23 protein-coding genes are annotated in these 22,433 nt (G+C 44.2%); 16 read left to right on the top strand and 7 right to left on the bottom strand.

Features of this window, described 5'->3' with window-relative positions; all coding sequences use genetic code 11:
* Nucleotides 1-877: 877 nt before the first annotated feature.
* The 3 genes from DOZ58_RS14965 to DOZ58_RS14955 are packed head-to-tail and all read right to left on the bottom strand — an operon-like array spanning nt 878 to nt 3,795.
* On the bottom strand, nt 878-1,606 hold the full coding sequence (locus tag DOZ58_RS14965) for an acyl-[acyl-carrier-protein] thioesterase (RefSeq protein WP_111889030.1): 729 nt from the start codon (nt 1,604-1,606) through the stop codon (nt 878-880).
* Between the two features lie 11 nt (nt 1,607-1,617).
* Nucleotides 1,618-2,565: a 3'-5' exoribonuclease YhaM family protein gene (locus DOZ58_RS14960; protein WP_111889029.1), complete on the bottom strand. Its 948-nt coding sequence runs from the start codon at nt 2,563-2,565 to the stop codon at nt 1,618-1,620.
* A 21-nt stretch (nt 2,566-2,586) separates the two neighbouring features.
* Nucleotides 2,587-3,795: a pyridoxal phosphate-dependent aminotransferase gene (locus DOZ58_RS14955; protein WP_111889028.1), complete on the bottom strand. Its 1,209-nt coding sequence runs from the start codon at nt 3,793-3,795 to the stop codon at nt 2,587-2,589.
* A gap of 152 nt (nt 3,796-3,947) precedes the next feature.
* Here DOZ58_RS14955 and DOZ58_RS14950 point away from each other — a divergent pair, with 152 nt between their 5' ends.
* From DOZ58_RS14950 to DOZ58_RS14875, 16 genes are all read left to right on the top strand, one after another.
* Entirely contained in the window at nt 3,948-4,592 is a 645-nt protein-coding gene (locus tag DOZ58_RS14950; RefSeq protein ID WP_111889027.1) for a pentapeptide repeat-containing protein, read from the top strand.
* 25 nt (nt 4,593-4,617) lie between these two features.
* Nucleotides 4,618-5,502, top strand: a complete 885-nt coding sequence (locus tag DOZ58_RS14945) for a radical SAM protein (protein WP_111889026.1) — start codon at nt 4,618-4,620, stop codon at nt 5,500-5,502.
* A 226-nt stretch (nt 5,503-5,728) separates the two neighbouring features.
* Complete coding sequence (locus DOZ58_RS14940; RefSeq protein WP_111889025.1) at nt 5,729-5,953, top strand: helix-turn-helix transcriptional regulator; 225 nt, start codon at nt 5,729-5,731, stop codon at nt 5,951-5,953.
* On the top strand, nt 5,928-6,410 hold the full coding sequence (locus tag DOZ58_RS14935) for a DUF6773 family protein (RefSeq protein ID WP_111889024.1): 483 nt from the start codon (nt 5,928-5,930) through the stop codon (nt 6,408-6,410). The genes DOZ58_RS14940 and DOZ58_RS14935 overlap by 26 nt, the downstream gene beginning before the upstream one ends.
* A 244-nt stretch (nt 6,411-6,654) precedes the next feature.
* Nucleotides 6,655-7,293 carry a Fe-only nitrogenase accessory AnfO family protein gene (locus DOZ58_RS14930; protein ID WP_111889023.1) on the top strand — a complete coding sequence of 213 codons (639 nt, stop codon included), beginning with the start codon at nt 6,655-6,657 and terminating at the stop codon, nt 7,291-7,293.
* Between the two features lie 12 nt (nt 7,294-7,305).
* Nucleotides 7,306-8,256: a hypothetical protein gene (locus DOZ58_RS14925; protein WP_111889022.1), complete on the top strand. Its 951-nt coding sequence runs from the start codon at nt 7,306-7,308 to the stop codon at nt 8,254-8,256.
* A gap of 570 nt (nt 8,257-8,826) precedes the next feature.
* Entirely contained in the window at nt 8,827-9,648 is an 822-nt protein-coding gene (gene nifH, locus DOZ58_RS14920) for a nitrogenase iron protein (protein ID WP_111889021.1), read from the top strand.
* 28 nt (nt 9,649-9,676) lie between these two features.
* On the top strand, nt 9,677-10,003 hold the full coding sequence (locus tag DOZ58_RS14915) for a P-II family nitrogen regulator (RefSeq protein ID WP_111889020.1): 327 nt from the start codon (nt 9,677-9,679) through the stop codon (nt 10,001-10,003).
* 14 nt (nt 10,004-10,017) lie between these two features.
* Nucleotides 10,018-10,401: a P-II family nitrogen regulator gene (locus tag DOZ58_RS14910; RefSeq protein WP_111889019.1), complete on the top strand. Its 384-nt coding sequence runs from the start codon at nt 10,018-10,020 to the stop codon at nt 10,399-10,401.
* 15 nt (nt 10,402-10,416) lie between these two features.
* On the top strand, nt 10,417-12,003 hold the full coding sequence (locus DOZ58_RS14905) for a nitrogenase component I subunit alpha (protein WP_111889018.1): 1,587 nt from the start codon (nt 10,417-10,419) through the stop codon (nt 12,001-12,003).
* The gene (gene nifK / locus DOZ58_RS14900) at nt 12,003-13,367 is read left to right on the top strand and encodes a nitrogenase molybdenum-iron protein subunit beta (RefSeq protein WP_111889017.1); all 1,365 of its coding nucleotides are present in this window, start codon (nt 12,003-12,005) and stop codon (nt 13,365-13,367) included. The genes DOZ58_RS14905 and nifK overlap by 1 nt, the downstream gene beginning before the upstream one ends.
* Nucleotides 13,368-13,416: 49 nt before the next feature.
* Nucleotides 13,417-14,766, top strand: a complete 1,350-nt coding sequence (gene nifE, locus DOZ58_RS14895) for a nitrogenase iron-molybdenum cofactor biosynthesis protein NifE (protein ID WP_111889016.1) — start codon at nt 13,417-13,419, stop codon at nt 14,764-14,766.
* Nucleotides 14,759-17,473, top strand: a complete 2,715-nt coding sequence (gene nifB / locus DOZ58_RS14890; RefSeq protein WP_111889015.1) for a nitrogenase cofactor biosynthesis protein NifB — start codon at nt 14,759-14,761, stop codon at nt 17,471-17,473. The genes nifE and nifB overlap by 8 nt, the downstream gene beginning before the upstream one ends.
* A 296-nt stretch (nt 17,474-17,769) precedes the next feature.
* Nucleotides 17,770-18,078, top strand: coding sequence for a 2Fe-2S ferredoxin (locus DOZ58_RS14885; protein WP_111889014.1), 309 nt, complete (start codon nt 17,770-17,772; stop codon nt 18,076-18,078).
* A 222-nt stretch (nt 18,079-18,300) separates the two neighbouring features.
* Nucleotides 18,301-19,284, top strand: coding sequence for a hypothetical protein (locus DOZ58_RS14880; protein WP_111889013.1), 984 nt, complete (start codon nt 18,301-18,303; stop codon nt 19,282-19,284).
* Nucleotides 19,256-20,071, top strand: a complete 816-nt coding sequence (locus tag DOZ58_RS14875; RefSeq protein WP_111889012.1) for a homocitrate synthase — start codon at nt 19,256-19,258, stop codon at nt 20,069-20,071. Before DOZ58_RS14880 ends, DOZ58_RS14875 begins: the two co-directional genes overlap by 29 nt.
* 52 nt (nt 20,072-20,123) lie before the next feature.
* Here DOZ58_RS14875 and DOZ58_RS14870 read toward each other — a convergent pair whose 3' ends face one another.
* From DOZ58_RS14870 to DOZ58_RS14855, 4 genes are read right to left on the bottom strand one after another with little or no spacing between them, the layout of a single operon-like run.
* Nucleotides 20,124-20,426: an HPr family phosphocarrier protein gene (locus DOZ58_RS14870; RefSeq protein ID WP_371414177.1), complete on the bottom strand. Its 303-nt coding sequence runs from the start codon at nt 20,424-20,426 to the stop codon at nt 20,124-20,126.
* Nucleotides 20,427-20,447: 21 nt separating this feature from the next.
* Nucleotides 20,448-20,804, bottom strand: a complete 357-nt coding sequence (locus DOZ58_RS14865) for a PTS glucitol/sorbitol transporter subunit IIA (RefSeq protein ID WP_111889010.1) — start codon at nt 20,802-20,804, stop codon at nt 20,448-20,450.
* Nucleotides 20,805-20,838: 34 nt separating this feature from the next.
* On the bottom strand, nt 20,839-21,813 hold the full coding sequence (locus tag DOZ58_RS14860; RefSeq protein ID WP_111889009.1) for a PTS glucitol/sorbitol transporter subunit IIB: 975 nt from the start codon (nt 21,811-21,813) through the stop codon (nt 20,839-20,841).
* Nucleotides 21,814-21,815: 2 nt separating this feature from the next.
* Nucleotides 21,816-22,358 (bottom strand): PTS glucitol/sorbitol transporter subunit IIC, encoded by a 543-nt coding sequence (locus tag DOZ58_RS14855; protein ID WP_111889008.1) that lies wholly within the window; start codon nt 22,356-22,358, stop codon nt 21,816-21,818.
* Nucleotides 22,359-22,433: the final 75 nt, after the last annotated feature.

Here is a 22,433-nt window from a genome sequence, read left to right as displayed (position 1 = left end):
ATCTTCGCATCCACAACTTAACGTTCGCTTTATACTCAAATGATCGACTATTTGACGATAATGAATTCACTCACCTCCTAAACATCTTTACAATCATCAACTTGCCACATCTGTTTATTTTAATTGCCCCAAGTGACTTTGATACAAATCCCGGGCAGATAGTCAACTGTCTACATGTATATACAATTTTTTTTAGATTATCACTATTCTTCGACAATGTCAATATTTTTCTACTTTAAGTCAATTTATTTTCTTTTATTGTTCGTTATTTCTCAAACAATCCATCACAAAGTAAAATATCGCAAGAAAATAAGCGTGCATTCACTCTATTCCATCTTAATTCAGTCGAATAATTACACTAATTAATAATTGCTTTTTAGCTTTTTCTTACCATGCCACAATTCAAAGAATAAAAATATCATCGTCGTTTATCACACATTCAGCTAAATTGTGCCTTTCTTACTTGGATTTCACAGCTTTGATATTTTTTTAACAACTACATTCAGTTTAAACCATTTCTTTACAAAAATCAAATAATTCATATGATAAAATATTAACAATTATTTCGGTGTTTTTGATTGAATACTTGTTAATTTTGTATCATTTTTTACTCATTTATCATGATAATCATCATATCAGAAAGAAACATTCAATTGAACAATCATATTGTAGTAAATTGCAATTTAATTTATTTAAATTTAAATAAATCTTATTAAAAGAATTGTTATTTTTAATTTTATTTTTGTAAATTATACTATATATACTATTTTTGATGTCGATATGCTCCCATTCTTAATTCCGTATCTGTTTTATCTGCTTTTTGAGGGGTATTGTCATAAAAAAAACCTTCGCTGACTAGGCAGTCGAAGGTTTTCTTTTATTCAAGGATTAGATCTAACTGACACAATATTGTCTCATCCTGATTGACAACATCAATGCGATAGTGATCATCTTCCACCTGCTCACTTAAAGCGCTCACCTGGTCACCATAAAAACACTGCGCTTTAAAAACCATCCGGGCTTCTTTTAATTGCTTTTTCTTAACAACCTCCAGTGGCAGCACTTCGATCGCCCATGCCAAATACTTGACATGATTCACATGCTGATTGAAGTCGATATCCAGAAAACGGACAGAAAAGTTTTTTTGAGCATCAACCCGATTTAATTTCCGGATCTTTTTAAAAACCGGCTCGCCTTTTTCGAAGCACTGATACCGCTCCATTTCCGGATAGGCATCGATACGCTCCATTTTTCCAGTTTTCCGGTTAACCAACAACCATTGCGTATTTGCAATTACCTTTACTTCTCCGCTAATATCTTCAATGGTAAAACGGCGTGTTGCACGAAATTTTTCCATACCCGTGGCCTGCGTTGTTACCTTTACCACGTCTTGATACAGGGGGAAACACTTAAACTGAACGCTGTATTTTACTAAAAACCAGGCGAGATCCTGTTTTTTTAAGTACTCCCCACCGATATCCAGCGCGTCGCCCTGGTTGGTGGACGCTTCCTGAAAATAGTTCATGGCAGTAGTTGGCAGCATTTTTCCAGTCGAGTCGGATTCATAACAGGCAATTTTCTGATTCTCAAAATAAACTAGGCTCATGGCAATCGCTCCTACTCAAAGCTTCTTCGATATAAGCTGATACCGTCAAGGCTCCAGTTGGGTTCGGTAAAGGTCCCCGGTTCTACCCGATTGAGGGCCTGTTCCATGGTGTACATCCGAGCGTCAATCATATCAATATGGTGAAGCAGCTCAGCTTCAGGGAACATCGGCCGTTTGGGACTACCAAATTCCGGCTGGTAATGATGGGACAAAATCATGTGCTTGAGCATCATTAACACCTCAGGGGCGGTGCCCAGTGACTGACCCACTAGTTCCAGTTCCACAATTTCCTGGGTGATGTGTCCCAGCAGTTTTCCCTCTGGTGTATAATCAGAAACTGATCCATTTTCATCAGAAACCATTTCATTAATTTTACCGATATCGTGGAGGATGATGCCAGCATAAAGCAGATCCCGGTTGATAAAGGGATAAATCCCCACCAGGCCTTTGCCGATTCGCAACATCGAATAGGTGTGGTAAAGCAGCCCACCTTTAATGGCATGATGATGCTTTTTTGCTGCTGGAAAATAGCTCAAAATCTCAGTCTGGTCACTAAATATTTTTTTTGTGATGGCGGCGATGTCGGTATTGGCAAAATCATCGATGGTATCGCTTATATAGCCCAGCATTTCATTGATGTCGACTGGTACAGTTTCGATGAAATCATCGATCTCCACCTCATCACTTTCGTCGGCCAATCGCATTTTTTCAACGATCAGTTGGAGCCGGCTGTTGAATTCCTGGACCTTGCCTTTTATTTTAACCAGTTTGCCATTGGTGAAGATTTCCTCATCTTCCGGCTTGACATCCCATTTTTTGCCATCAATTTCGTCAAAATCGGCATCATTCAATACCATGTTAAAATAACGGCTGCCATTGGTGGCAGTTTTGGTCATCTGCGACTTTATAAATAAAAAGCCAAGGTAATCCTGACCTTTTTGTACGGACTTAATTTTCAATTTGTTCTCCTCGTGGTTTTATTATTTACATTGCTCGGGAAAAACTTTGGCATAAGCGGTTAAACCGCGCTTTAGAATTTCCATACTTTTTTTCATCTCATCGCCGTTTAATACATAGGCGATGCGCACCTCATCGGCGCCATCCTGGGGATTTAAATAAAAATCATTGGCCGGCGATAAGAGTACCGTTTCGCCCTGATACTCAAAGTCGTTGATCAGCCACTCGATAAAATGGCAGGCCTCTTTGATTGGCAACTTGGCCATAAAGTAAAAGGCGCCCCGGGGTTCTTTGCAGATGACACCGGGAATTTGCTGCAGGGCCGCATAAACGATCTTCCGACGGCAAGTATATTCCTTTAACACCGCATCAAAAAAATGCCCATCCAATTTAAGCAGGGACACCGCCCCAATTTGATCTACTGTGGAAACCGACAGCCGCATCTGAACCAGCTTTTTGAGCTGATTCATCAGGGTTTTATTTTTTGACACAATAAAACCGATCCGGGCTCCGCAGGCACTATAGCGTTTGGAAATACTATCGATCAGGATAAAATGCTGAGCCAGCTCCGGGTACTGGGCTGGACTTAAATAGTCCTGACAATCGTAGACAAACTCCCGATACACCTCATCCGAAATCAGATAGAGGTTGTGTTTGATGGCCAGTTTCACCATCACCTCAATTTCTTCCTTAGAAAATACCTTGCCGGTGGGATTCCCGGGATTAGTCATTAGCAGAGCTTTGGTCCGCGGAGTAATGGCCGCTTCAATCACCGCCGCATCCGGCAGGGCGAAGCCGTCTTCGGCATAGGTTTTAAAACCGACCAGGGTCACATCGGTAGCCGCGGCCATTTCCTTATAAATACTATAAAGCGGTTCGGCGGTGAGAATTTCATCCCCGGCATTACAAATCCCGATAAAGGTAAACAGCAGCGCTTCACTGCCACCGTTCGTAACAAAGAGATCGCTGGTGTCGTAACTAAGACCCAACCGCCGGTAATAATCGCAGGCCGCTTCCCGCAGTTCGATGATCCCCTCCGGGGCTTGATAGGATAAAACTTTCTGATCAATGCAATTGACACTTTCCAGAAAACCGGCTGGCGTTTTGATATCTGGCTGGCCGATGTTTAAAAAATAAACCTTCTTCCCCTTTTTCTGCGCCTCGCTCACCAGAGGATAGTATTTTAAAAGGGCGGGTTCTCCCATTTTTTGGATACGCTGAGATGTTTCCATTATAACTCCTGCTTGTTCGTATTATTACATGACTCTGTAAAAAATTATAAACTTTATCAGAAAAAATTGCAAATTTCTGAGGACTATTATATTGTACAGTCCTTAAAAATCATGTTAAACTAATTAGAATACAACATCATTACGGAGGCTTTATGAAACGTTCAAAACCAAACATTCTCCCCGATCTGGAATTCACCAGAGATTTACCATCACTGGTGGCCTGGGCCCGGGAAGAAGAAATAGATATGGAAGATAAGTATTTTAAAGACTTGACCCTAACAAGCATTGATTTTTCCTACCTGTCCTTTCGGGGCTCTGTTTTTGAAAACTGTGAGTTAACCGATTGTCACTTTGAGAAAGCGGATTGTCGGGATCTCCGTTTTCAATCCTGTAATCTATCCAACAGTGACTTTACTGATGGTTATTTTAATCGCTGTGAATTCAATTTTTGCAAAATGATAGGGGTTGATTTTCATCAGGCCCAATTGGAGAACCTCGGCTTTTCCAGCAGCAATTTCCAGTACGCCAATTTTAGCAAAGCCAAACTCAAAGCTCTGGAGATTTCACAGTGCGATTTCAGTTATGCCTCTGTTTCCGAGTGCAAACTCACCCAGTTAAAACTCGATGGTATCAACTTTGAAGCCACCAGTTTTTTCAAAACGCCGCTAAAAGGACTGGACTTCACCACCTGCCAAATCGATGGCCTACGTGTCTCTATTGAAGCATTAAACGGTGCCGTTGTCTCCGCCTATCAGGCCGCAGAACTGGCCAAGTTGTTGGGCTTAATTGTGCGCTGATAACTCAATAAAAGAAAGAGGACTTATGGAAACCATCCCTGCTAAAAACATGCTGACCCGGACCAAAAATAATTATTGGTTTGGCACCGACTATAATATGAATATCTATCGGGGCTGTTCCCATGGCTGCATTTATTGTGACAGTCGTAGCGACTGCTATGGGATTGAAGCTTTTGACCAGGTCCGGGCCAAAGAAAATGCCCTGGCCATTCTGGAAGACAACCTGCGACGCAAGACCTTAAAGGGCGTGGTGGGTACTGGTGCCATGAGTGATCCCTATAATCCCATGGAGCAGAAACACCAGCTCACCCGCCAGGCGCTGGAGCTCTTCAAAACCAACGGTTACGGGGTAGCCATCGCCACCAAGAGCCCCCTTGTTACCCGGGATAAAGATCTGCTTTTATCGATTCAGAAACGGTCACCTGTCATTGTCAAAATTACCATTACCAGTGCCGACGATTCACTGGCAAAAATCATCGAACCCCGGGTAGCCCCCAGTTCTGCCCGCTTTACCGCGATCAATGAGCTGGCAGACAGCGGCATCTTTACAGGCGTTCTGCTGATGCCAATTCTCCCCTTTATCAATGATACCCCGGCGAACATCAAAGCCATTGTGACCAATGCCGCCGAACATGGCGCCCAATTTATTTATCCCGCCTTTGGGGTCACCCTCCGGGATTCCCAACGCCTTTATTTTTACGACCAGCTCGATGCTCATTTCCCTGGCATTAAAAAAAAGTATCTCCGCAATTTCGGTAATTCCTATAGCTGCGCCAGCCCCCAGGCCAGAAGCCTCTGGGCCACCTTCACCCGGGAATGTCAACGCCATGGGGTTCTTTACAAAATGGAAGACATCGTCTCCCGGTACAAACTGGAACACGGCAGCCAGCAATTGTCATTTTTGTTTTAAAACGTGCTTTTATTAATGGCTGTAAACAACGATAATGGTAACCCCAGACCAGCACAACGCTGAAGGATCAAACCAATTAAGCCTTACCCGGTACGGCAGGCTCCCCCCAAGGGTCTTTTCCAACCAGCAGACAATCACTGTCTGCCTATTATATCGTTCTTTATGCAATATATACTTGACATTGTATCTTATATACTGTACTATATGTCATATAGGGAGTGATCAAATGAAAAACATAAAATTAAAGGTGGCTCGGGCCGAGAACGATATTTCCCAGGAAGAGCTGGCCAAACGGGTCGGCGTCACCCGGCAGACAATCGGCATGATTGAAGCCGGTAAATTCAATCCATCTTTGCAATTGTGCATCGCCATCTGTAAAGCTTTGGGAAAAACATTAAACGATTTATTCTGGGAGGAAAATGACAATGAAAAAAATGAAAAAAGTAGTTGATGAGCGCCAGGAACTGGAGCTGTATAAAATAGAACATCTCTGTTTCTGGATTGTTTTCTGGCTGTTGCTCGGCAGCATTATTGTTCAGTCGATGTTTCTAAATGCTCCCTTTAGTCAATGGGGTTTTGAATGGGCCATCTTTATGATCAGTTGTGGCGGGGTTATCGTTGGCTGTTATAAAAAGGGACAATGGGATTTTTACAGCAAACCCACCACCAAAAACTATCTGATTTACAGCCTCATTGGCGCTGGTGCTTTTGCCATCATTTACGCCATTACGCTGTATATGAACCACGCTTATTTAAAAGGCCATCTGCTGGCACTTGGCTCACTGACTCTCCTTATCTTTGCCCTGCTCTTTGCCCTGATTTTCGTTGCCCTGTTTGTCAGTGGCACCCTGATAAAAAAACGTCAGAAAAAACTGGAAGACCAATTCAGTGATCATGACCCGCAATAGCTTTATCTTTTCAGGCAAAGCATGCCCCTGATTGTTCAGGGGTTTTTTGTTGTTATATTTGACAGCTTTTGACACCACTAGCCAGCCCGCGTTTTTAAACTGCAAAATTTCTGCAATCGTTTTTTTACCGATTTAGTGCTAATTAAGTCGCACTTTTTTGTTTCTGTGCTATACTACAACTAATTTTAAGCAATTCTGTTTTAATTTAGCAATCCGTATTGATTCAATTCTAAGAGGTGAACAAATGAAAGAAAAACTAAATCTAATGGCTGTTTTTTGTGATGACAATGGCCGGATTGCCCGGTTCGATGAGATGACTAATTTTGTTTTCTACACCAAAGAAAAAAGCGGTTGGCATAAATCCGAAATGATTCCCTTATGCCCTGATCTTTCCGGCGGGCTGGCCGCCATCCGGGAAAACATTAAACAGATGCTTGGTGTCTTCAACGACTGCCGGATCATCATCACCAAATCCATCATTGGTATTCCCTACCAGGTTTTTGACCGTTCCGGCTTTATTATCTGCGAAACCGAAGACTTTGATCTGGAATTACTTGATGCCATTGCGGCCGACCTGGCCAGTCAAGACGCACAAGCGAAAGAAGTTGCCCGTCTACTAACTAGAACACCAACCGAAACTGATGTCCCTGGTTATTACCGCTTTGATTTAACCCAGGTGCAAAAAAAGTACCCGGAGATGAGTTCAAAGATGGCCCTGCAGCCCTTTTTAAAAGAAGCTCCCTTTGACGCTCTGGAAGTGGTCTGTAACCATATCCCGCCATGGTTTGAACACCAATTACCAAAAATGCACTTGCAATACCGCATCGAAAATAAAAATGATTCCACTAAGCATGTTATTATCACCCATGTCGTGTGTGAATAAAAGGAGATCGTTATGTCAACCTGCCAAACGCAAAAATATGGCCCCCTCACCGGGATCACCTTTTTTGAAACCTATACCGATGGTTCGCCAAAAGGCTGTGCCTTCGACGAGCCCAACACCATCAATACCCCTGTGGGCATTCTGGTTCCCAACTACGGCCCCTCAAACCTGAGAAATCGGGAAGGGTTAGCGCTGGAGTTTTTCAAAAACGGCCAGATCAAAAGCATCGATCTGGAAAGCGCCACCGCAGTCATCACCTCGCTTGGGAGCCTGTCCGCCGAACGGATCAGTTTTTATGAAAACGGTCGAATCCACCGTTTATTTCCGCTAAATGGCCGAATCAACGGCTACTGGACCGAGAATGATGAATATACCCTGGCTAAACCGATAGACTTTGATCTGGCTGTGGGTTCCTTTTCAACCAAGATTGTAAGCCTCTGCTTTTATGAAAGCGGTGCCCTGAAAAGTTTGACCATGTGGCCTCAGGAAACCATTGAACTCAATAGCCCCGACGGCCTGGTGAAGGTGCGTTACGGTTTTTCCTTATATGAAAACGGCAAGCTGAAAAGCTTTGAACCCGCCCTGCCCGAACCCATTGTCACCCCGATCGGGATTGTGATCGCCTATGACAGCACTGCCCACGGCATTAATTGTGACGAAAATTCAGTCAACTATTCGCCTACCGGGGTGATCCGATCCCTGATCACCGGCAATAACGGCCTGATGATCACTGAACCGGAAGGCAAAAAATTTATTCAGCCCCTGATGAAACCAGGCACTCTGGACCCAGACGTAATGGTTCCCGAACCAATGACGATCATCTTCACCGATGGTAAAATGGAGATTCTCCAGGATGAAATCGTAACGGTCGATTTACAAACCGCCACGATCCGGGCTATTCTGGTTCATGATCCAATGAAAAAATCCTGCGGCGACTGTTCTTCCTGTTCAAGCTGCGGCTGATCTCCCGGATTTCCCGTTTGTTTAAGAATTACTTAAGTTTTATTTAAGCAAGAAAACGGCATTCCAGGCTAAGAACATTCTAAACCCCTGAAAATGATTTCACCCCACCTATCAGATGGAAAATACATCAGTTAACTAAAGTACAATCCCGATTTCCGGCTAAAAAAACCTGTCGCCGATCTCTTTTATTCGTAAACCCATTTCACTTTGAAAAGGGTTTACAACCAAACCTGCTTGACTTATCCTCCTATTCCATGGATAATAAGCCCATAGAAAACAATGCAATACGGATTTGACAAAGACAATGTGGTCTCAGCTCTTTACAATTAGGTAAGCGCTGAGACCTTTTTTGTTCCCATCATTCCCTACTCTATTTAGACAATGAGGTCTTAATTTGCTGCTCAATCAATGCAGCCGATTAAGATCTTTTCGTTTATGCAAAACAAAATAAGTTTTTTTAGACAAGGAAGTCTTACCTTTTACGCTTTTGTGAAAGGCAAAGGCTTCTTTACTTTTTGCAGAAAAACTTGCATTGGATCTTAAAATTTTTCACACTCAGGAGGAAAGATAATGAGACAAATCGCTATTTATGGTAAAGGTGGTATTGGTAAATCGACCACAACGCAAAATCTCACGGCAGGACTAGGACTCATGGACAAAAATATCATGGTCGTCGGATGTGATCCAAAGGCCGATTCAACCCGATTGTTGCTTGGTGGTCTGGCACAAAAAACGGTACTCGATACTCTTCGCGAAGAAGGTGAAGAAATTGAACTCGATGCCATCCTGAAACCAGGATTCCGAGGCATTCAATGTGTTGAATCAGGCGGACCGGAACCAGGGGTCGGCTGTGCTGGTCGGGGAATTATTACTTCCATCGGAATGTTAGAACAATTAGGTGCTTATACCGATGATCTGGATTATGTATTCTATGATGTTTTAGGTGATGTTGTTTGTGGTGGTTTTGCAATGCCAATGCGTGAAGGGAAGGCTCAAGAAATTTACATTGTTGCTTCCGGAGAAATGATGGCCTTGTATGCAGCTAACAATATTGCCAAAGGTGTTCAGAAATATGCTACAACTGGTGGTATTCGTTTAGGCGGAATTATCTGTAACAGTCGTAATGTTGATGGTGAAAAAGAATTGGTACAAGCCTTTGCCGAAGAACTAGGCAGCCAAATGATTTACTTTGTCCCACGTGACAATATGGTACAGCGTGCTGAAATCAACAAAAAAACCGTTTTAGAATTTGATGATACAGCTAATCAGGCTCAAGAATATCGTAATTTAGCGATGGCTATTGATACGAATAAAATGTTTGTCATTCCAAAGCCCATGCATCAGGATCGACTCGAAGAAATCCTGATGGAACATGGAATTATGGATATTTAGTCTATATTGTGAAAGGAAGTAAAAAAATATGTTAATGATCAGAGCAATTATCAGACCCGAAAAAGTAGGGGTTGTATTATCCGAAATGTTATCCGCTGATTACTCAGCGGTTACGAAATTAGATGTTTATGGACGTGGAAAACAAAAAGGGATCAAGGTTGGAGACGTTCACTATGATGAAATTCCAAAAGTGATGCTCCTGTGTATCGTCAACGATGAAGACAAAGATGATGTTGTTAAAATAATCATGAAAAATGCAAAAACTGGCAAGGATGGTACTTTTGGAGATGGTCGTATTTTTATTTCTCCGGTAGAAGAAGCGTATACAATCAGTACTGGAAAACCGGGCCTTTAAAAGGAGGAATTGATATGAAAGAAGTTATGGCAATTATTCGACAGAATAAAGTAAATCAGACCAAAGAAGCCCTTGTAAAAGATGGCTATCCCGCTTTTACCTGTTTAAAGGTTCTCGGACGCGGAAAAAAAACGATTGATCTATCCATCGTTCAGGATATCGTTGACGCAGGAGAAATGCCCATCTCACCGATTGGTGAATCCTTAACTGAATCATCCCGCTTAATTCCAAAACGATTTTTTACATTAATCGTTGAGGATGAAGATGTCGCGAAGGTCGTTTCTATTATTATTGACAACAATCAGACCGGAAATCCCGGTGATGGTAAAATTTTCGTCATCCCAATTGAAGAGTCCATTCGGGTACGAAGTGGCGAAAAAAATGCGGATGCATTTTAGAAAGAGGTGATTAAAATGGATTCAAGAGATAAAGTGCTCGATCAATATAGCTCTAAACTCTATAAAAACAGAAAAGAACATGTTATTCAAATTGAAGACGGTGAACCGAATGTCATTGCCGCTGATACTCGAGCCATCCCGGGAATCATGACCAACCGTGGTTGCTGTTATGCAGGATGTAAAGGGGTTGTTATTGGCCCACTAAAAGATGTTGTCCAAATCGTTCATGGCCCGATCGGATGTAGTTACTACGCCTGGGGAACCCGACGAAATAAAGCCAAAGGCGATGAAAACACGAAGAACTTTTTAGAATATTGTTTTTCGACGGATATGCAAGAAACCGACATTGTCTTTGGTGGTGAAAAGAAATTAAAAAAAGCAATTAAAGAAGCGGTTGAAATCTTTGATCCCGCCTGTATTATGATTGCTTCAACGTGTCCAGTCGGACTGATCGGTGATGATATCCACGCCGTCGCAGCTGAAGCTGAAGAAATGTACAATATTAAAGTAGTTGCCTTCAGTTGTGAGGGTTACAAAGGCGTTAGTCAATCCGGGGGACATCATATTGCCAATAACGGTTTAATGAAAAATGTTATTGGTACCGGTGACGCAAAACCGGTAAAATACTCCATTAATCTTTTAGGGGAATACAACATCGGTGGTGATGGTTGGGAAATTTGCCGGGTTCTTAAACGGATCGGTTATAACATTGTCTCGGTCATGACTGGTGATGGGAGCTACGAAGAAATGAAAAATGCGCATACGGCCGACCTGAATCTTGTTCAATGCCATCGTTCCATTAATTATATTGCTGAAATGCTAAAGACGAAATATGGAACCGAATGGCTTAAGGTCAATTTTATTGGCATCGAAGGGATTAAGCAGTCACTCAGAGATGTTGCCGCATTTTTCAACGATCCTGCTTTAACAGCCAAAACAGAAGCAGTCATTGCTGATGAAGAAGAAGAAATTGCAATTGGAATGGTTTACTACAAATCGATGCTGAAAGACAAAACTGCCGCCATTTATGTTGGTGGTTCAAGAACTCACCATTATATTAACTTATTAAAAAGCCTCGGTGTCGAAGTTATTTTAGCCGGTTATGAATTTGCCCATCGTGATGATTACGAAGGTCGTCAAGTGCTACCGCTTAAAATGGATGCCGATTCTAAAAACATTGAAAGCATCACGGTTGTAAAAGATCCTGCTAAATACCGGACTTTCCACACCGAAGAACGCATAAAAGAATTAAAAGAGGCCGGTTTACCGATTGAATCCTATGATGGTTTATGGGCCGATATCGCCGATAAGGCCATGATTACCGATGACTATAACCAGTTTGAAACCGAAGCATTTTTAAAATTATTAAAACCAGACATCTTCTTTTCTGGGATTAAGGATAAATATATTGTTCAACGGTCAGGCGTGCCATCGCGACAATTACACTCCTATGACTACAGCGGTCCGTATGCTGGATTTAAAGGTGCATTAAATTTTGCCAGAGATGTAACCTTAGCTGTTAATACACCAGCTTTTAGTTTAGTTCAAGCTCCCTGGAAAAGCGAGCCGACATTAATTGGCAATTTAGGAGGTATGGAATAATGTTAGATGTTACACCAAAAGAAATATCCGAACGATCTGCTTTGCGCATTAACCCACTAAAAACATGTCAACCGGTCGGCGCCATGTATGCTGCGCTGGGCGTCCATAATTGCATGCCGCACAGCCATGGCTCACAAGGGTGTTGTTCATACCATCGAATGTTTTTAACGCGACATTTTAAAGATCCGGCCATTGCTGCATCCAGTTCATTTACCGAAGGTGCTTCCGTATTTGGCGGCGGTTCAAATTTAAAAACAGCCATAAAAAATATCTTTGACCTTTATGAACCCGATATTATTGCCGTTCATACGACCTGTTTAAGTGAAACCATCGGCGATGACCTTGTTACTTACATCACTGATGCGAAGATTCCCGAAGGAAAAATCGTTGTTCATGCCAACACCCCAAGTTATGTCGGGTCACACATCACTGGATTTTCCAGCATGATCACGGGATTAATCCATTACTTATCAGTAAACACCGGTGAAAAAAATGGCAAATTGGCTCTTTTCCCCGGCTTTGTCAATCCTGGCGACATGCGCGAAATGAAAAAACTGATGACCCTGATGGGGGTTAAGTATACCATGCTGCCAGACACCAGTGGTGTTATGGACTCACCAATGACCGGTGAATACACCATGTATCCTAAAGGCGGAACCACCATTGATGATATCAAAGATCTTGGAAATTGCGAGCTCTCCTTGGCATTAGGTGAAATCACTTCGACACCACCTGCTGAATCTTTAAAAACCAAATGTAAGGTTCCCTTTGCTACGCTTCCGTTGCCAATTGGTATTGAGTTAACGGATCAATATATCATGGCGTTAAATCGTTTTTCTAAAAACGAGGTTCCTTACATCATCGAAGAAGAACGTGGTCAATTAGTCGATATCTTATTAGATTCACATAAGTATTCTCAAAATAAAACCGTTGCCATTTACGGCGATCCCGATACCGTCTTAGCTTTGGCACAATTCACTTTAGAAATGGGTATGATTCCAAAATATCTGGTCACCGGGACACCCGGTAAAACATTTGAAGCAAAAGCCAATGAACTTTTTGAAAAGTTTGGTGTGGAAGGCTGTACCGCTAAAGGGAATGCTGATTTGTTTGAACTCCACCAATGGATTAAAAACGACAGTGTCGATCTGATGATCGGCGGCACCCATGGCAAATATGTCGCCAAAGCCGAAGATATTCCTTTAGTACGCGCCGGCTTCCCCATCGTTGACCGCTATGTTCACTCTTACCTGCCTTTGGTCGGATATAAGGGTGCTATGCGTTTAGCCGAAATGATCTTAAATGCCCTCATGGATCGTCAGGATCGTGACTGTGCAGATGAAGATATGGAAATGATTATGTAATTATTGGGGGGGAGGTTTTCCTCCCCTTTATTTGAAAGGAGGCTGTAAAATGAAAAATGATGCGGCAATTTTACCAGAAAGAGCCCAGTCAATCCGTTTTTCGGAATGCAGCGGAGACGGAATCAAGTGTGAGTCAGCAAGTGTCTCAGGGGCCGTCAGTCAACGAGCCTGTGTTTTCTGTGGGGCCCGGGTTGTTTTGAACCCCATCACCGATGCCTTCCATATTATCCATGGCCCGATTGGATGTGCCAGCTATACCTGGGATATTCGCGGCAGTCTATCCAGTGACGAAGAAGGCTATCGAAACAGTTATTCAACGGATCTACGCGAACGCGATGTTATCTTTGGTGGACAAAAGAAATTAGCTGCTGCTGTTGATGAAGTCATGGCTATCCACTCACCCAAAGTTATTTTTATTTACGCCACCTGTATTGTTGGTGTTATCGGTGATGACATTGACGCTGTCTGTCGCGAAGCCGAAGAAAAATACCAAATTCGTGTGATTCCAGTTAAATCACCAGGGTTCTCGGGAACCAAAAAAACCGGCTATAAGATGGCCTGCAACGCTATTATGAGCCTGGTTACCCCCAAATTCTTACCTAAAAAAACGCACGGTGTCAACATTCTCGGCGATTTTAACCTGGCCGGGGAAATGTGGATTATTAAAAATTATTTACGACAAATCGGCGTCGAAGTGGTTGCTAATATTACTGGCGATGCCAAAGTCGAAGATCTCAAAAAAGCCCCCGCGGCCCAACTCAATCTGGTTCAATGTGCCGGTTCGATGACCTACCTGGCTAAACAGATGGAAGAGGTTTTCTCAATCCCTTTTATCAAAGTTAGTTTTTTTGGTGTGACCGACACCTCCGATTCACTGATGCGGATTGCCTATGCCGTCGGTGATAAAGAAGTCATTACGCGAGCCAAAGCCTTTATTGAAGAAGAAAAAAATAGAGTCATCCCTCTTTTAAATAAATATCGTAATAATCTTGAAGGAAAAAAAGCCGCTATCTATGTCGGCGGCGGCTTTAAAGCAATCTCCCTGATCCGCCAGTTTCACGAATTTGGCATGAATACCGTGATGGTCGGCACCCAAACCGGGAGCAAGGATGATTATGAAGTCATCCAACATCTGGTCGACGAAGACGCCGTCATTTTAGACGACGCCAACCCGGCTGAACTGGAAGCCTTTATGAAAGAAATGGGAGCCGATATATTAGTAGGCGGCGTCAAGGAACGGCCGCTGGCCTATAAACTGGGCATCGCCTTTTGTGATCATAACCATGAACGCAAGCATCCCCTGGCAGGCTACGAAGGCACCCTGAACTTCGCCTCAGAAATCAATCTGTCAATGAACAGTCCTGTCTGGGAAGTCATAGGAGGTATGAAAAATGTCTAAAAATTTAGTCAACCTAAATGTCAATCCCTGTAAAATGTGCATGCCGATGGGAACCGCCAATGCCTTCTACGGTATTCAAAAATGTATGAATATCCTCCATGGTTCCCAGGGATGCAGCACCTATATCCGCCGCCACATGGCCACTCATTACAATGAACCGGTTGATATTGCTTCTTCTTCCCTCACTGAAGAAGGCACTGTCTACGGCGGTGAGAAAAATCTGATTATCGGGCTGGAAAATCTGATTAAATTGTATGAACCTGAGGTCATCGGCGTTTCGACCACCTGTCTGGCCGAAACCATTGGTGAAGATATTGAATATATCATCAAGAATTTTTACGCCGCTCATCCTGACGAAACGGTAAAAATTATTCCCGTTAAATCGGCTGGGTACGGCGGTACCCAATTTGAAGGATTTACCCGGGCGCTGCGAGCGATTGTCTCCCATGTTGAGATGGACGCCACCAAACACAATAAGGTCAATATCGTCACCACGATGATTTCCCCGGCGGATACCCGTTATTTAATCGATCTACTGGACCAGTTTGGACTGGAATATATTCTTTTGCCAGATCTTTCCGAAAATCTCGACGGCGTCCATCAGAGCAGTTATTATCGTTTGCCGATGCATGGTACCCCGATTTCGGAAATCCAGAAAATGGCTGGCGCCCGGGCCACCATCGAAATCTCTGATACCATCAAGCCCGATGAATCTCCCGGGGTTTACCTGTATGAAAACTATGGGGTTCCTTACAAACGCCTGAACCTACCGATGGGACTCCGTGATACTGATGCCTTAATCGATCTCTTAGCTGAATTGTCAAAAAAAGCCATTCCTGAAAAAATTGCTAAGGAACGCGGTCGTTACCTTGATGGCATGGTCGACTCCCATAAATACAACGCCCTGGGTCGCATTGCCATCTTCGGTGAACCGGATTTTGTCGTTTCGGCAGTCCGACTCTGTTGTGAAAATGGGGTGATGCCGGTGATCGCGGCTACTGGTTCCAATTGTCCCCAGCTTAAAGGAAAAATCGAAGCCGAGCTTTCCAAATTGGCCGATGTTCTTTTTGTTGACAATTACGTGATCCTAAATGATGTCGACTTTGAAACCATTGAAGAAGAAGCCCTGCGACTCGGTGCTAACCTGATGCTGGGAAATTCCGACGGCCGCCGGATTGAAGAAAAACACGGGATTCCACTCATCCGCTGTGCTTTTCCAATCCATGACCGCGTCGGCGGCCAGCGGGTTCGGACCTTGGGCTATGAAGGTTCCCAGGTGCTCCTGGACCTGATCACCAACACCATTCTTAAAGCGGTGGAAGGCGGTTTCCGGGAAACCCTATATAACACCTACTATAATGAAGGACCAAAATCCAAATACGGATTAGAGCCGGAAACGGAAGCTAACATGAAAGTGCTGGAAAAAATAAAGACAAATAACCCGTTAACACCCCAAGCCCAAACCATTGAAGAAAAAACCGCCAATCATCCCTGCTATAGCTGCGGTGCCTCCCAGAAAAACGCCCGGATGCACCTCCCCATTGCTCCTAAATGCAACATTCAGTGTAACTACTGTGTTCGTAAATTTGATTGCCCCAATGAAAGCCGTCCCGGCGTGACTACTGAAATTCTTTCCCCGGAAGCGGCCTTTGAAAAATATAAACTGGTTAAAGAAAAGGTGGAAAACCTCACCGTCGTCGGAATTGCCGGCCCCGGAGATGCCCTGGCAAACTTTGAAGAAACGAGAAAGGTCCTGACCCTGATCCATGACTATGACCCCTCTGTTACCTTCTGCGTCTCCACCAATGGTTTAATGCTGCCCTACTATGCCAAAGAACTGGCAAAACTGGGTGTTTCCCACGTTACCGTCACCGTCAATGCGGTTGACCCGGCCATCGGTGCCAAGATCTACAAACATGTCGATTTTATGGGGAACCGCTACCGTAGCGAAGCCGGTGCCTCTATTTTACTGGCTAACCAGCTTTCAGGGATCAAGCTCCTGATCGATGAAGGGGTAATCGTCAAAATCAATACTGTCACCCTGATGGGAATCAATGATACACACATCGAAGAAGTGGTCAAAACGGTAAAAGAGTTGGGCTGCTTTATCTCCAATGTGATGCCCCTGATTCCGGTTAAAGGTTCCGCCTTTGAAGATCTGCAAATTGCCACCAACCACGAAATTAATGCGATTCGCGATAAATGCGGGGTTCATTTAAAACAGATGTATCACTGCAAACAATGCCGGGCCGATGCCATCGGCAAACTGGATAGTGATATCTCCCTGAATTTCCGGGAAACTGAAGCTAAAAAAGATGAAATGATTCTGGCAGCACCAACGGGATTGCGCTTTGCGATCACCTCTAAAGGCGGGATGCTGGTGGACCAGCATTTCGGCCAGGCTTCAGAGCTTTATATCTATGACTACCTTGACGATGAGGTCCGGTTTAAAGAAAAACGGGTAATCGGCAAGTATTGCACGGGCGCCGAAGAATGCGACGAAAAAGAAGATAAGATCGGCACCATTCTAAAAGCTCTAAATGACTGCGACGGCGCCATCACTATGCGCATTGGTGATCTGCCCACCAAACGGCTGGAAAGCAAGGGCATCAAGGTCATCTCAACCTACGACCGCATTGAAGATGCTGTTAAAACGGCAGCCCAGGAAATCTTAAAGTCCGAACTGCGCACCGCCGGTAATTTCTAGCATTGCTAACTACCATACCGACCAATTATTAATCTGTTGTTTGCTGCACCATGCGAAATCCGCTGTGCTCCTTTCGCATTGGTCGCGGGCAGTCGCCAACTATAATCAAGCTTATGATTGGCTCGTTGCCTTCGCGAAGAATCGGACAGGTTTATCAACCTGTTCGCTCCGATGCAAACAACATGATGTAATAATTGTCGGTACTGGGTTAACTTTTTAGACAGGCTATCTGTCAGTTAAGTTGACAGTTATCATCATTATTTAAAACTATTATAAACGATCAGGAGGAATTTAAAATGGTTAGTCCCAAACATCATCTTTTTATCTGCACCAGCTGCCGGATCAACGGCACCCAAAAAGGGTACTGTTTTCAACAGGATTCAGTGAAAATCCTGCAGACCTTTCTTGAAGAAATCGACGAACGGGATTTATCGGGCGACGTGATGCTAAACAACACCGGCTGTTTCGGGATCTGTGACAAGGGCCCGATCGTGGTCGTTTATCCCGAAGGCGTCTGGTATGGCAAGGTCACCGTGGACGATGTGGAACGGATTATGGACGAGCACGTCGAAGGCGGCAAGGTGGTCGAAGACCTGGTTATTTAACCCTCTTGGGTAGTGCCAAACTACCGTACCGACCAATTGTTAATCTGTTGTTTGCTGCGGAATCGGACAGGTTTATCAACCGGTTCGCTCCGATGCAAACAACATGATGTAACAATTGTCGGTACTTGGCTAATCTTCTGTTTTTATACTTCACCGATTGATGCTGCCCTTACATTGGCAGCATCAATCTTTAATTAAAACAAACGAAAGCGGGGTACACAAATGGTTACTATTATTGATCGGACCTTGACAACCTTTAATACGGCCGGAATGACCACCCGGGATCTTAACCATTTCTGTGACCTGCTTTTTACCTGTGGGGTCACAAAAATCGAATTAACCCCGGATCTGCTTTCCCGGCTGGGTTTTCCGGCTAATGCTTGCGGTTTGAAGCAATGGTTGGGGAACCGAAATTTTTTTCTGACCCAGATTCATCCCGAGTCCCTCGCTTCAGGCAGCCCCGGGATGAACGAACCGAAACCCCTCTGGAAGCTGGAGCCCAATGATCTGGTGCAAAAAAACATTTCTGTTGGCCAATTAGATCCCTATCAGCATCAAAAGATCCGCATCACCGGGCTGGAAGACCTGATGACCCGAGACTATCCGTCAATTTTTAAAGCCCTGCTAGGCAGCGGTGCCCAAACCCTGGACCTCTGCCCAAGCAACCAGCAGCACTGCGCCACGGCCATCGCCCTGGAATGGGTGTTGGCCGGCGGAACGAGCATCAGTTGCGGTTTTACCAACCACCATAATTTTCCACCGCTGGAAGAAGTACTGATGGGACTGAAGCTCCATTTGCCCCACACGTTTAGCGGTGACTTATCGGTTTTAAGTGAACTGCGCCACCTTTATGAAGCACTTGCCGGCCAGCCGGTGGCAAAAATGAAGGCCATCATCGGAGCCGATATTTTTAAGGTGGAATCCGGGATTCATGTCGATGGGGTGTTAAAAAATCCCCGTACCTACGAACCCTTTAATCCCCAAACCGTCGGCAACCAACGTGAAATTGTGTTAGGCAAACACTCTGGTCGGAAAAGCCTGTTGTATAAATTAAACGATTCAGATTTATCCGAATCGATGGCCCATTCCATTTTAAAACAAATCAAAGGACGCTGCACCCAGCTCGGCCGAAACCTGTCCGAACTGGAACTGCGAACCCTTGCCAGCGAGGTCCAGAATGACATCAAAACAGAAATATATTGTTGATACCACCTTAAGAGACGGTGAACAAAGCCCGGGAATGGCCTTTTCCGTCCGGGAAAAAGTCACCATCGCCAAATCTCTCGATGCCCTGGGGGTTACCCGGATCGAAGCCGGTACCCCCGCCATGGGTAAAGAAGAATGCCGGGCCTTTGAAAAAATCAAGCTGGCCTGTAAAAAGGCTCAGATTATTGGCTGGAATCGGATGAGTCTCTCTGATATTGACCAATCCATCGGCTGTGGTGCCGATATTATTCACGTTTGTGTCCCCGCTTCGGATCTGCTGATTCGCGAAAAACTGCGTCAAAGCCGCTCCCAGGTGTTAGAAACTCTAAGTACCTGTGCCGCGGCCATCCACACCGCCAAAAGAGAACTGACCATCGGCCTGGAGGACGCCTCCCGAGCCGATTGGGATTTTGTTGTTAAACTGGTTGAAACGGCCCGGGATCTGGGCGCCACTACCCTGCGTTTTTCGGACACCGTGGGGATCATGTCACCCAGCCTCTGCAAGGCCACCATCAGCCGAATCCCCCCCAACATCGACATTGAGGTACACATGCACAACGATCTCGGCATGGCTGTCGCCAATTCCATCCAGGGGCTTCGCTGCGGGGCTAAATATGCCGATTCCACCCTCTTTGGGATCGGCGAGCGGGCCGGCAACTGCAACCTTGAGCATCTCCTGATCGCTACCCAGGGGCAACTGGACTTCGGCATCAGTTTGGAGGAACTCCAATGGTGTCAGACCGATTTAAAATCGATCATCTATAAAAGCAAACTGCTTTATGCCTGATTTTAAACGTTAAAAAAACACCTGACGGTGTTTTTTTAACGTCTTAGAATCATTACACTTCTCCAAACCCACTGCCAACCAGGGCGACCAGAGTTTCCACCGCCAGCATTTCATCCTCACCCTCGGCACTTATTTCAATCGTATCCCCTTGGCCCAAACCAATTGACATAATCCCCAGTAGCGATTTTGCATCACCTGTTGCTGGATCCTCATCCATTTTTTTGATCTGGATATTTGCTCTGAACGCTCCAGCCTTCTGGACAAACTCTGCCGCCGGTCGTGCATGTAAGCCGGTGGGATTAATAATGGTAACCTGTTTTGCATGCATATGACTACCTGTTAATGAATCCTTCATTCCTTTCTTTTTTATTCTTTATCAGGTTGAATAAATATGAAAACCGCATCCAATCGCTAGCGTTGGTACTCCATCACCTGATAATTCAATCTGTCCCGGAATTTGAACCTCACTCTTTCCGTTAAAGCAAAATGTGCAATGCCCCATAGTATCCAAGGTGTTATTCGCTTCATGACCCACAGCTGTCACTAAGTACTCCTGATCGCCAAACACCACAATATCATCCACCTTAACTGGATGACGCAAGGATTCGATGGTATGCATGACGGACATCTCTCTTAATGCTGCCGGGGCGTTTTCATTAAATACTACCAGCATCCCCCCGCCGATCAATTCATAAGCCATTGGCCCAATTTCAGTTATGATTGTTTTATACATTCTTTGTTCCCCTTTTTATTTTATATAAACATATTTATAAAAGTCCATACATGCCCATCGCAAAAAAGTAGGCAATCACAACCGCGATGGGACCGGTAATCAAACGGGATAATAGCACCGATGGCACACCAATATCCACGGTATCGCTTTCGGCGTCTCCCATCGATAATCCCACCGGGATAAAATCACAGCCCACCTGTGCATCTACAGCAAAAAACGCCGGCAGTGCCAGATAAACTGGAAAGGCTCCTAAAGCGATACCCAGTCCAACCAGGACACTTAAAACCTGCCCGATTAATGCACCTGAACCAACCAGAGGTGAAATCATCGGTAACGCACAAATGACAACCAGAATCAACAAGCCGGGCAGTGTTCCCAAATAGGGATAAACATAAACGGCCATTAAATTCCCCAGACCAGTATACATAATGATCCCCAGCAGTAAAGCATAAAAAGCCATAAACGGAAGAATATCCTTAATTGTAATGTCAACGGCTTCCTTCCCGCCCTGGACACATTTTGTGGCAAAGCCGGCCAAAGCTTTACCACCTCTGGCTACCCAGTTATCATCTGAGCGATGCTCCGTAACCGCTTCAACGACCTCTTCAACCACCGCTTCTGTTTCAGGAGCCACCTCAGAACCATCTGCCAAGCTAATCCCTTTATCAACAACCCCTGACACATAGATCTCTTCTTTAATATACTCTGCCAGTGGACCCGACTGTCCGACTGGCGTAATGTTGACGGTCATAATGCCTTTTTTGGGATAAACCCCACATCGTAAAGTGCCTCCACAATTGATGACAACACAGGCAATTTCATCATCAGGCACACCGTTACTGAAGCCATCAATGGCTTTTGCACCAGTAATCTGGGCAATTCGTTTACTCAACGGATCAATTCCGCCGCCAGTAATGGAGACAATCTTATCCTTCTTTTCCGTCGGCTGTATAACCAGTGGACCACCCCAGCCGCCATGACCCTTTTCAATTTTAACTGCTTTAAACATGCTTACGCCTCCTTCTTTTCTGCTGTGCCGTATTTTTTCTTGTATTTGGCATTATAAATAAGCTGAGTTACTAAACCGCGAATAAAGACAATTAAAATACCAATCAGGAAATAAGAAATAGCCAAAAATCCTAAATCATATCCGGCCAGAAAAACCCCCGTGGCGATACCCAGGTAAACAAATAATTCCCCCGGGTTGGCATGGGGAAACAAACCGGTAACCGGATGACAGTATGAAATAGAAGCATCAAAAAAAGCAACTTTCTGATTCTCCGGTAAAAAACGGGCATAGGGATAGGTCATCGGGTTTCCTGAAAACATCATGCATAGCATGGGCATCAGAGACCATCGCGTGATGGGGTTTTTCCCCAATAATTTTGCTAATTTTTCAATCCGTTCCAAGCCAATGAGTTTAAATAATATGTGCATAAATGTGATCATCAAAAGAATCCAGGGGATAAAATCAGTGATATAGATCATCAGAAATTGGCCACCCGCCTGATATAAGCCATAAAAATGATTGCCGATACTTGCTAGTATTTCCATAAATAAGTTCTCCCTTTATTATTATTTTAAAGCCTGACAAAAATGATTGCCAATACCTGTTGCTGCTGTATCTTT

The organism is Acetobacterium sp. KB-1 (assembly GCF_003260995.1).
Lineage (GTDB): Bacteria > Bacillota > Clostridia > Eubacteriales > Eubacteriaceae > Acetobacterium > Acetobacterium carbinolicum.
The sequence above is the reverse complement of the archived record's forward strand: the minus strand, read 5'-3'. Positions and strand labels throughout refer to the sequence as shown.

What these genes read in the sequence shown, in the direction of transcription:
- DOZ58_RS14965 (WP_111889030.1), bottom strand. Translation starts at nt 1,606, where the DNA reads ATGAGCCTAGTTTATTTTGAGAATCAGAAAATTGCCTGTTATGAATCC.
- DOZ58_RS14955 (WP_111889028.1), bottom strand. Translation starts at nt 3,795, where the DNA reads ATGGAAACATCTCAGCGTATCCAAAAAATGGGAGAACCCGCCCTTTTA.
- DOZ58_RS14950 (WP_111889027.1), top strand. Translation starts at nt 3,948, where the DNA reads ATGAAACGTTCAAAACCAAACATTCTCCCCGATCTGGAATTCACCAGA.
- DOZ58_RS14945 (WP_111889026.1), top strand. Translation starts at nt 4,618, where the DNA reads ATGGAAACCATCCCTGCTAAAAACATGCTGACCCGGACCAAAAATAAT.
- DOZ58_RS14940 (WP_111889025.1), top strand. Translation starts at nt 5,729, where the DNA reads ATGAAAAACATAAAATTAAAGGTGGCTCGGGCCGAGAACGATATTTCC.
- DOZ58_RS14935 (WP_111889024.1), top strand. Translation starts at nt 5,928, where the DNA reads ATGAAAAAAATGAAAAAAGTAGTTGATGAGCGCCAGGAACTGGAGCTG.
- DOZ58_RS14930 (WP_111889023.1), top strand. Translation starts at nt 6,655, where the DNA reads ATGAAAGAAAAACTAAATCTAATGGCTGTTTTTTGTGATGACAATGGC.
- DOZ58_RS14925 (WP_111889022.1), top strand. Translation starts at nt 7,306, where the DNA reads ATGTCAACCTGCCAAACGCAAAAATATGGCCCCCTCACCGGGATCACC.
- nifH (WP_111889021.1), top strand. Translation starts at nt 8,827, where the DNA reads ATGAGACAAATCGCTATTTATGGTAAAGGTGGTATTGGTAAATCGACC.
- DOZ58_RS14915 (WP_111889020.1), top strand. Translation starts at nt 9,677, where the DNA reads ATGTTAATGATCAGAGCAATTATCAGACCCGAAAAAGTAGGGGTTGTA.
- DOZ58_RS14910 (WP_111889019.1), top strand. Translation starts at nt 10,018, where the DNA reads ATGAAAGAAGTTATGGCAATTATTCGACAGAATAAAGTAAATCAGACC.
- DOZ58_RS14905 (WP_111889018.1), top strand. Translation starts at nt 10,417, where the DNA reads ATGGATTCAAGAGATAAAGTGCTCGATCAATATAGCTCTAAACTCTAT.
- nifK (WP_111889017.1), top strand. Translation starts at nt 12,003, where the DNA reads ATGTTAGATGTTACACCAAAAGAAATATCCGAACGATCTGCTTTGCGC.
- nifE (WP_111889016.1), top strand. Translation starts at nt 13,417, where the DNA reads ATGAAAAATGATGCGGCAATTTTACCAGAAAGAGCCCAGTCAATCCGT.
- nifB (WP_111889015.1), top strand. Translation starts at nt 14,759, where the DNA reads ATGTCTAAAAATTTAGTCAACCTAAATGTCAATCCCTGTAAAATGTGC.
- DOZ58_RS14885 (WP_111889014.1), top strand. Translation starts at nt 17,770, where the DNA reads ATGGTTAGTCCCAAACATCATCTTTTTATCTGCACCAGCTGCCGGATC.
- DOZ58_RS14880 (WP_111889013.1), top strand. Translation starts at nt 18,301, where the DNA reads ATGGTTACTATTATTGATCGGACCTTGACAACCTTTAATACGGCCGGA.
- DOZ58_RS14875 (WP_111889012.1), top strand. Translation starts at nt 19,256, where the DNA reads ATGACATCAAAACAGAAATATATTGTTGATACCACCTTAAGAGACGGT.
- DOZ58_RS14870 (WP_371414177.1), bottom strand. Translation starts at nt 20,426, where the DNA reads ATGAAGGATTCATTAACAGGTAGTCATATGCATGCAAAACAGGTTACC.
- DOZ58_RS14865 (WP_111889010.1), bottom strand. Translation starts at nt 20,804, where the DNA reads ATGTATAAAACAATCATAACTGAAATTGGGCCAATGGCTTATGAATTG.
- DOZ58_RS14860 (WP_111889009.1), bottom strand. Translation starts at nt 21,813, where the DNA reads ATGTTTAAAGCAGTTAAAATTGAAAAGGGTCATGGCGGCTGGGGTGGT.
- DOZ58_RS14855 (WP_111889008.1), bottom strand. Translation starts at nt 22,358, where the DNA reads ATGGAAATACTAGCAAGTATCGGCAATCATTTTTATGGCTTATATCAG.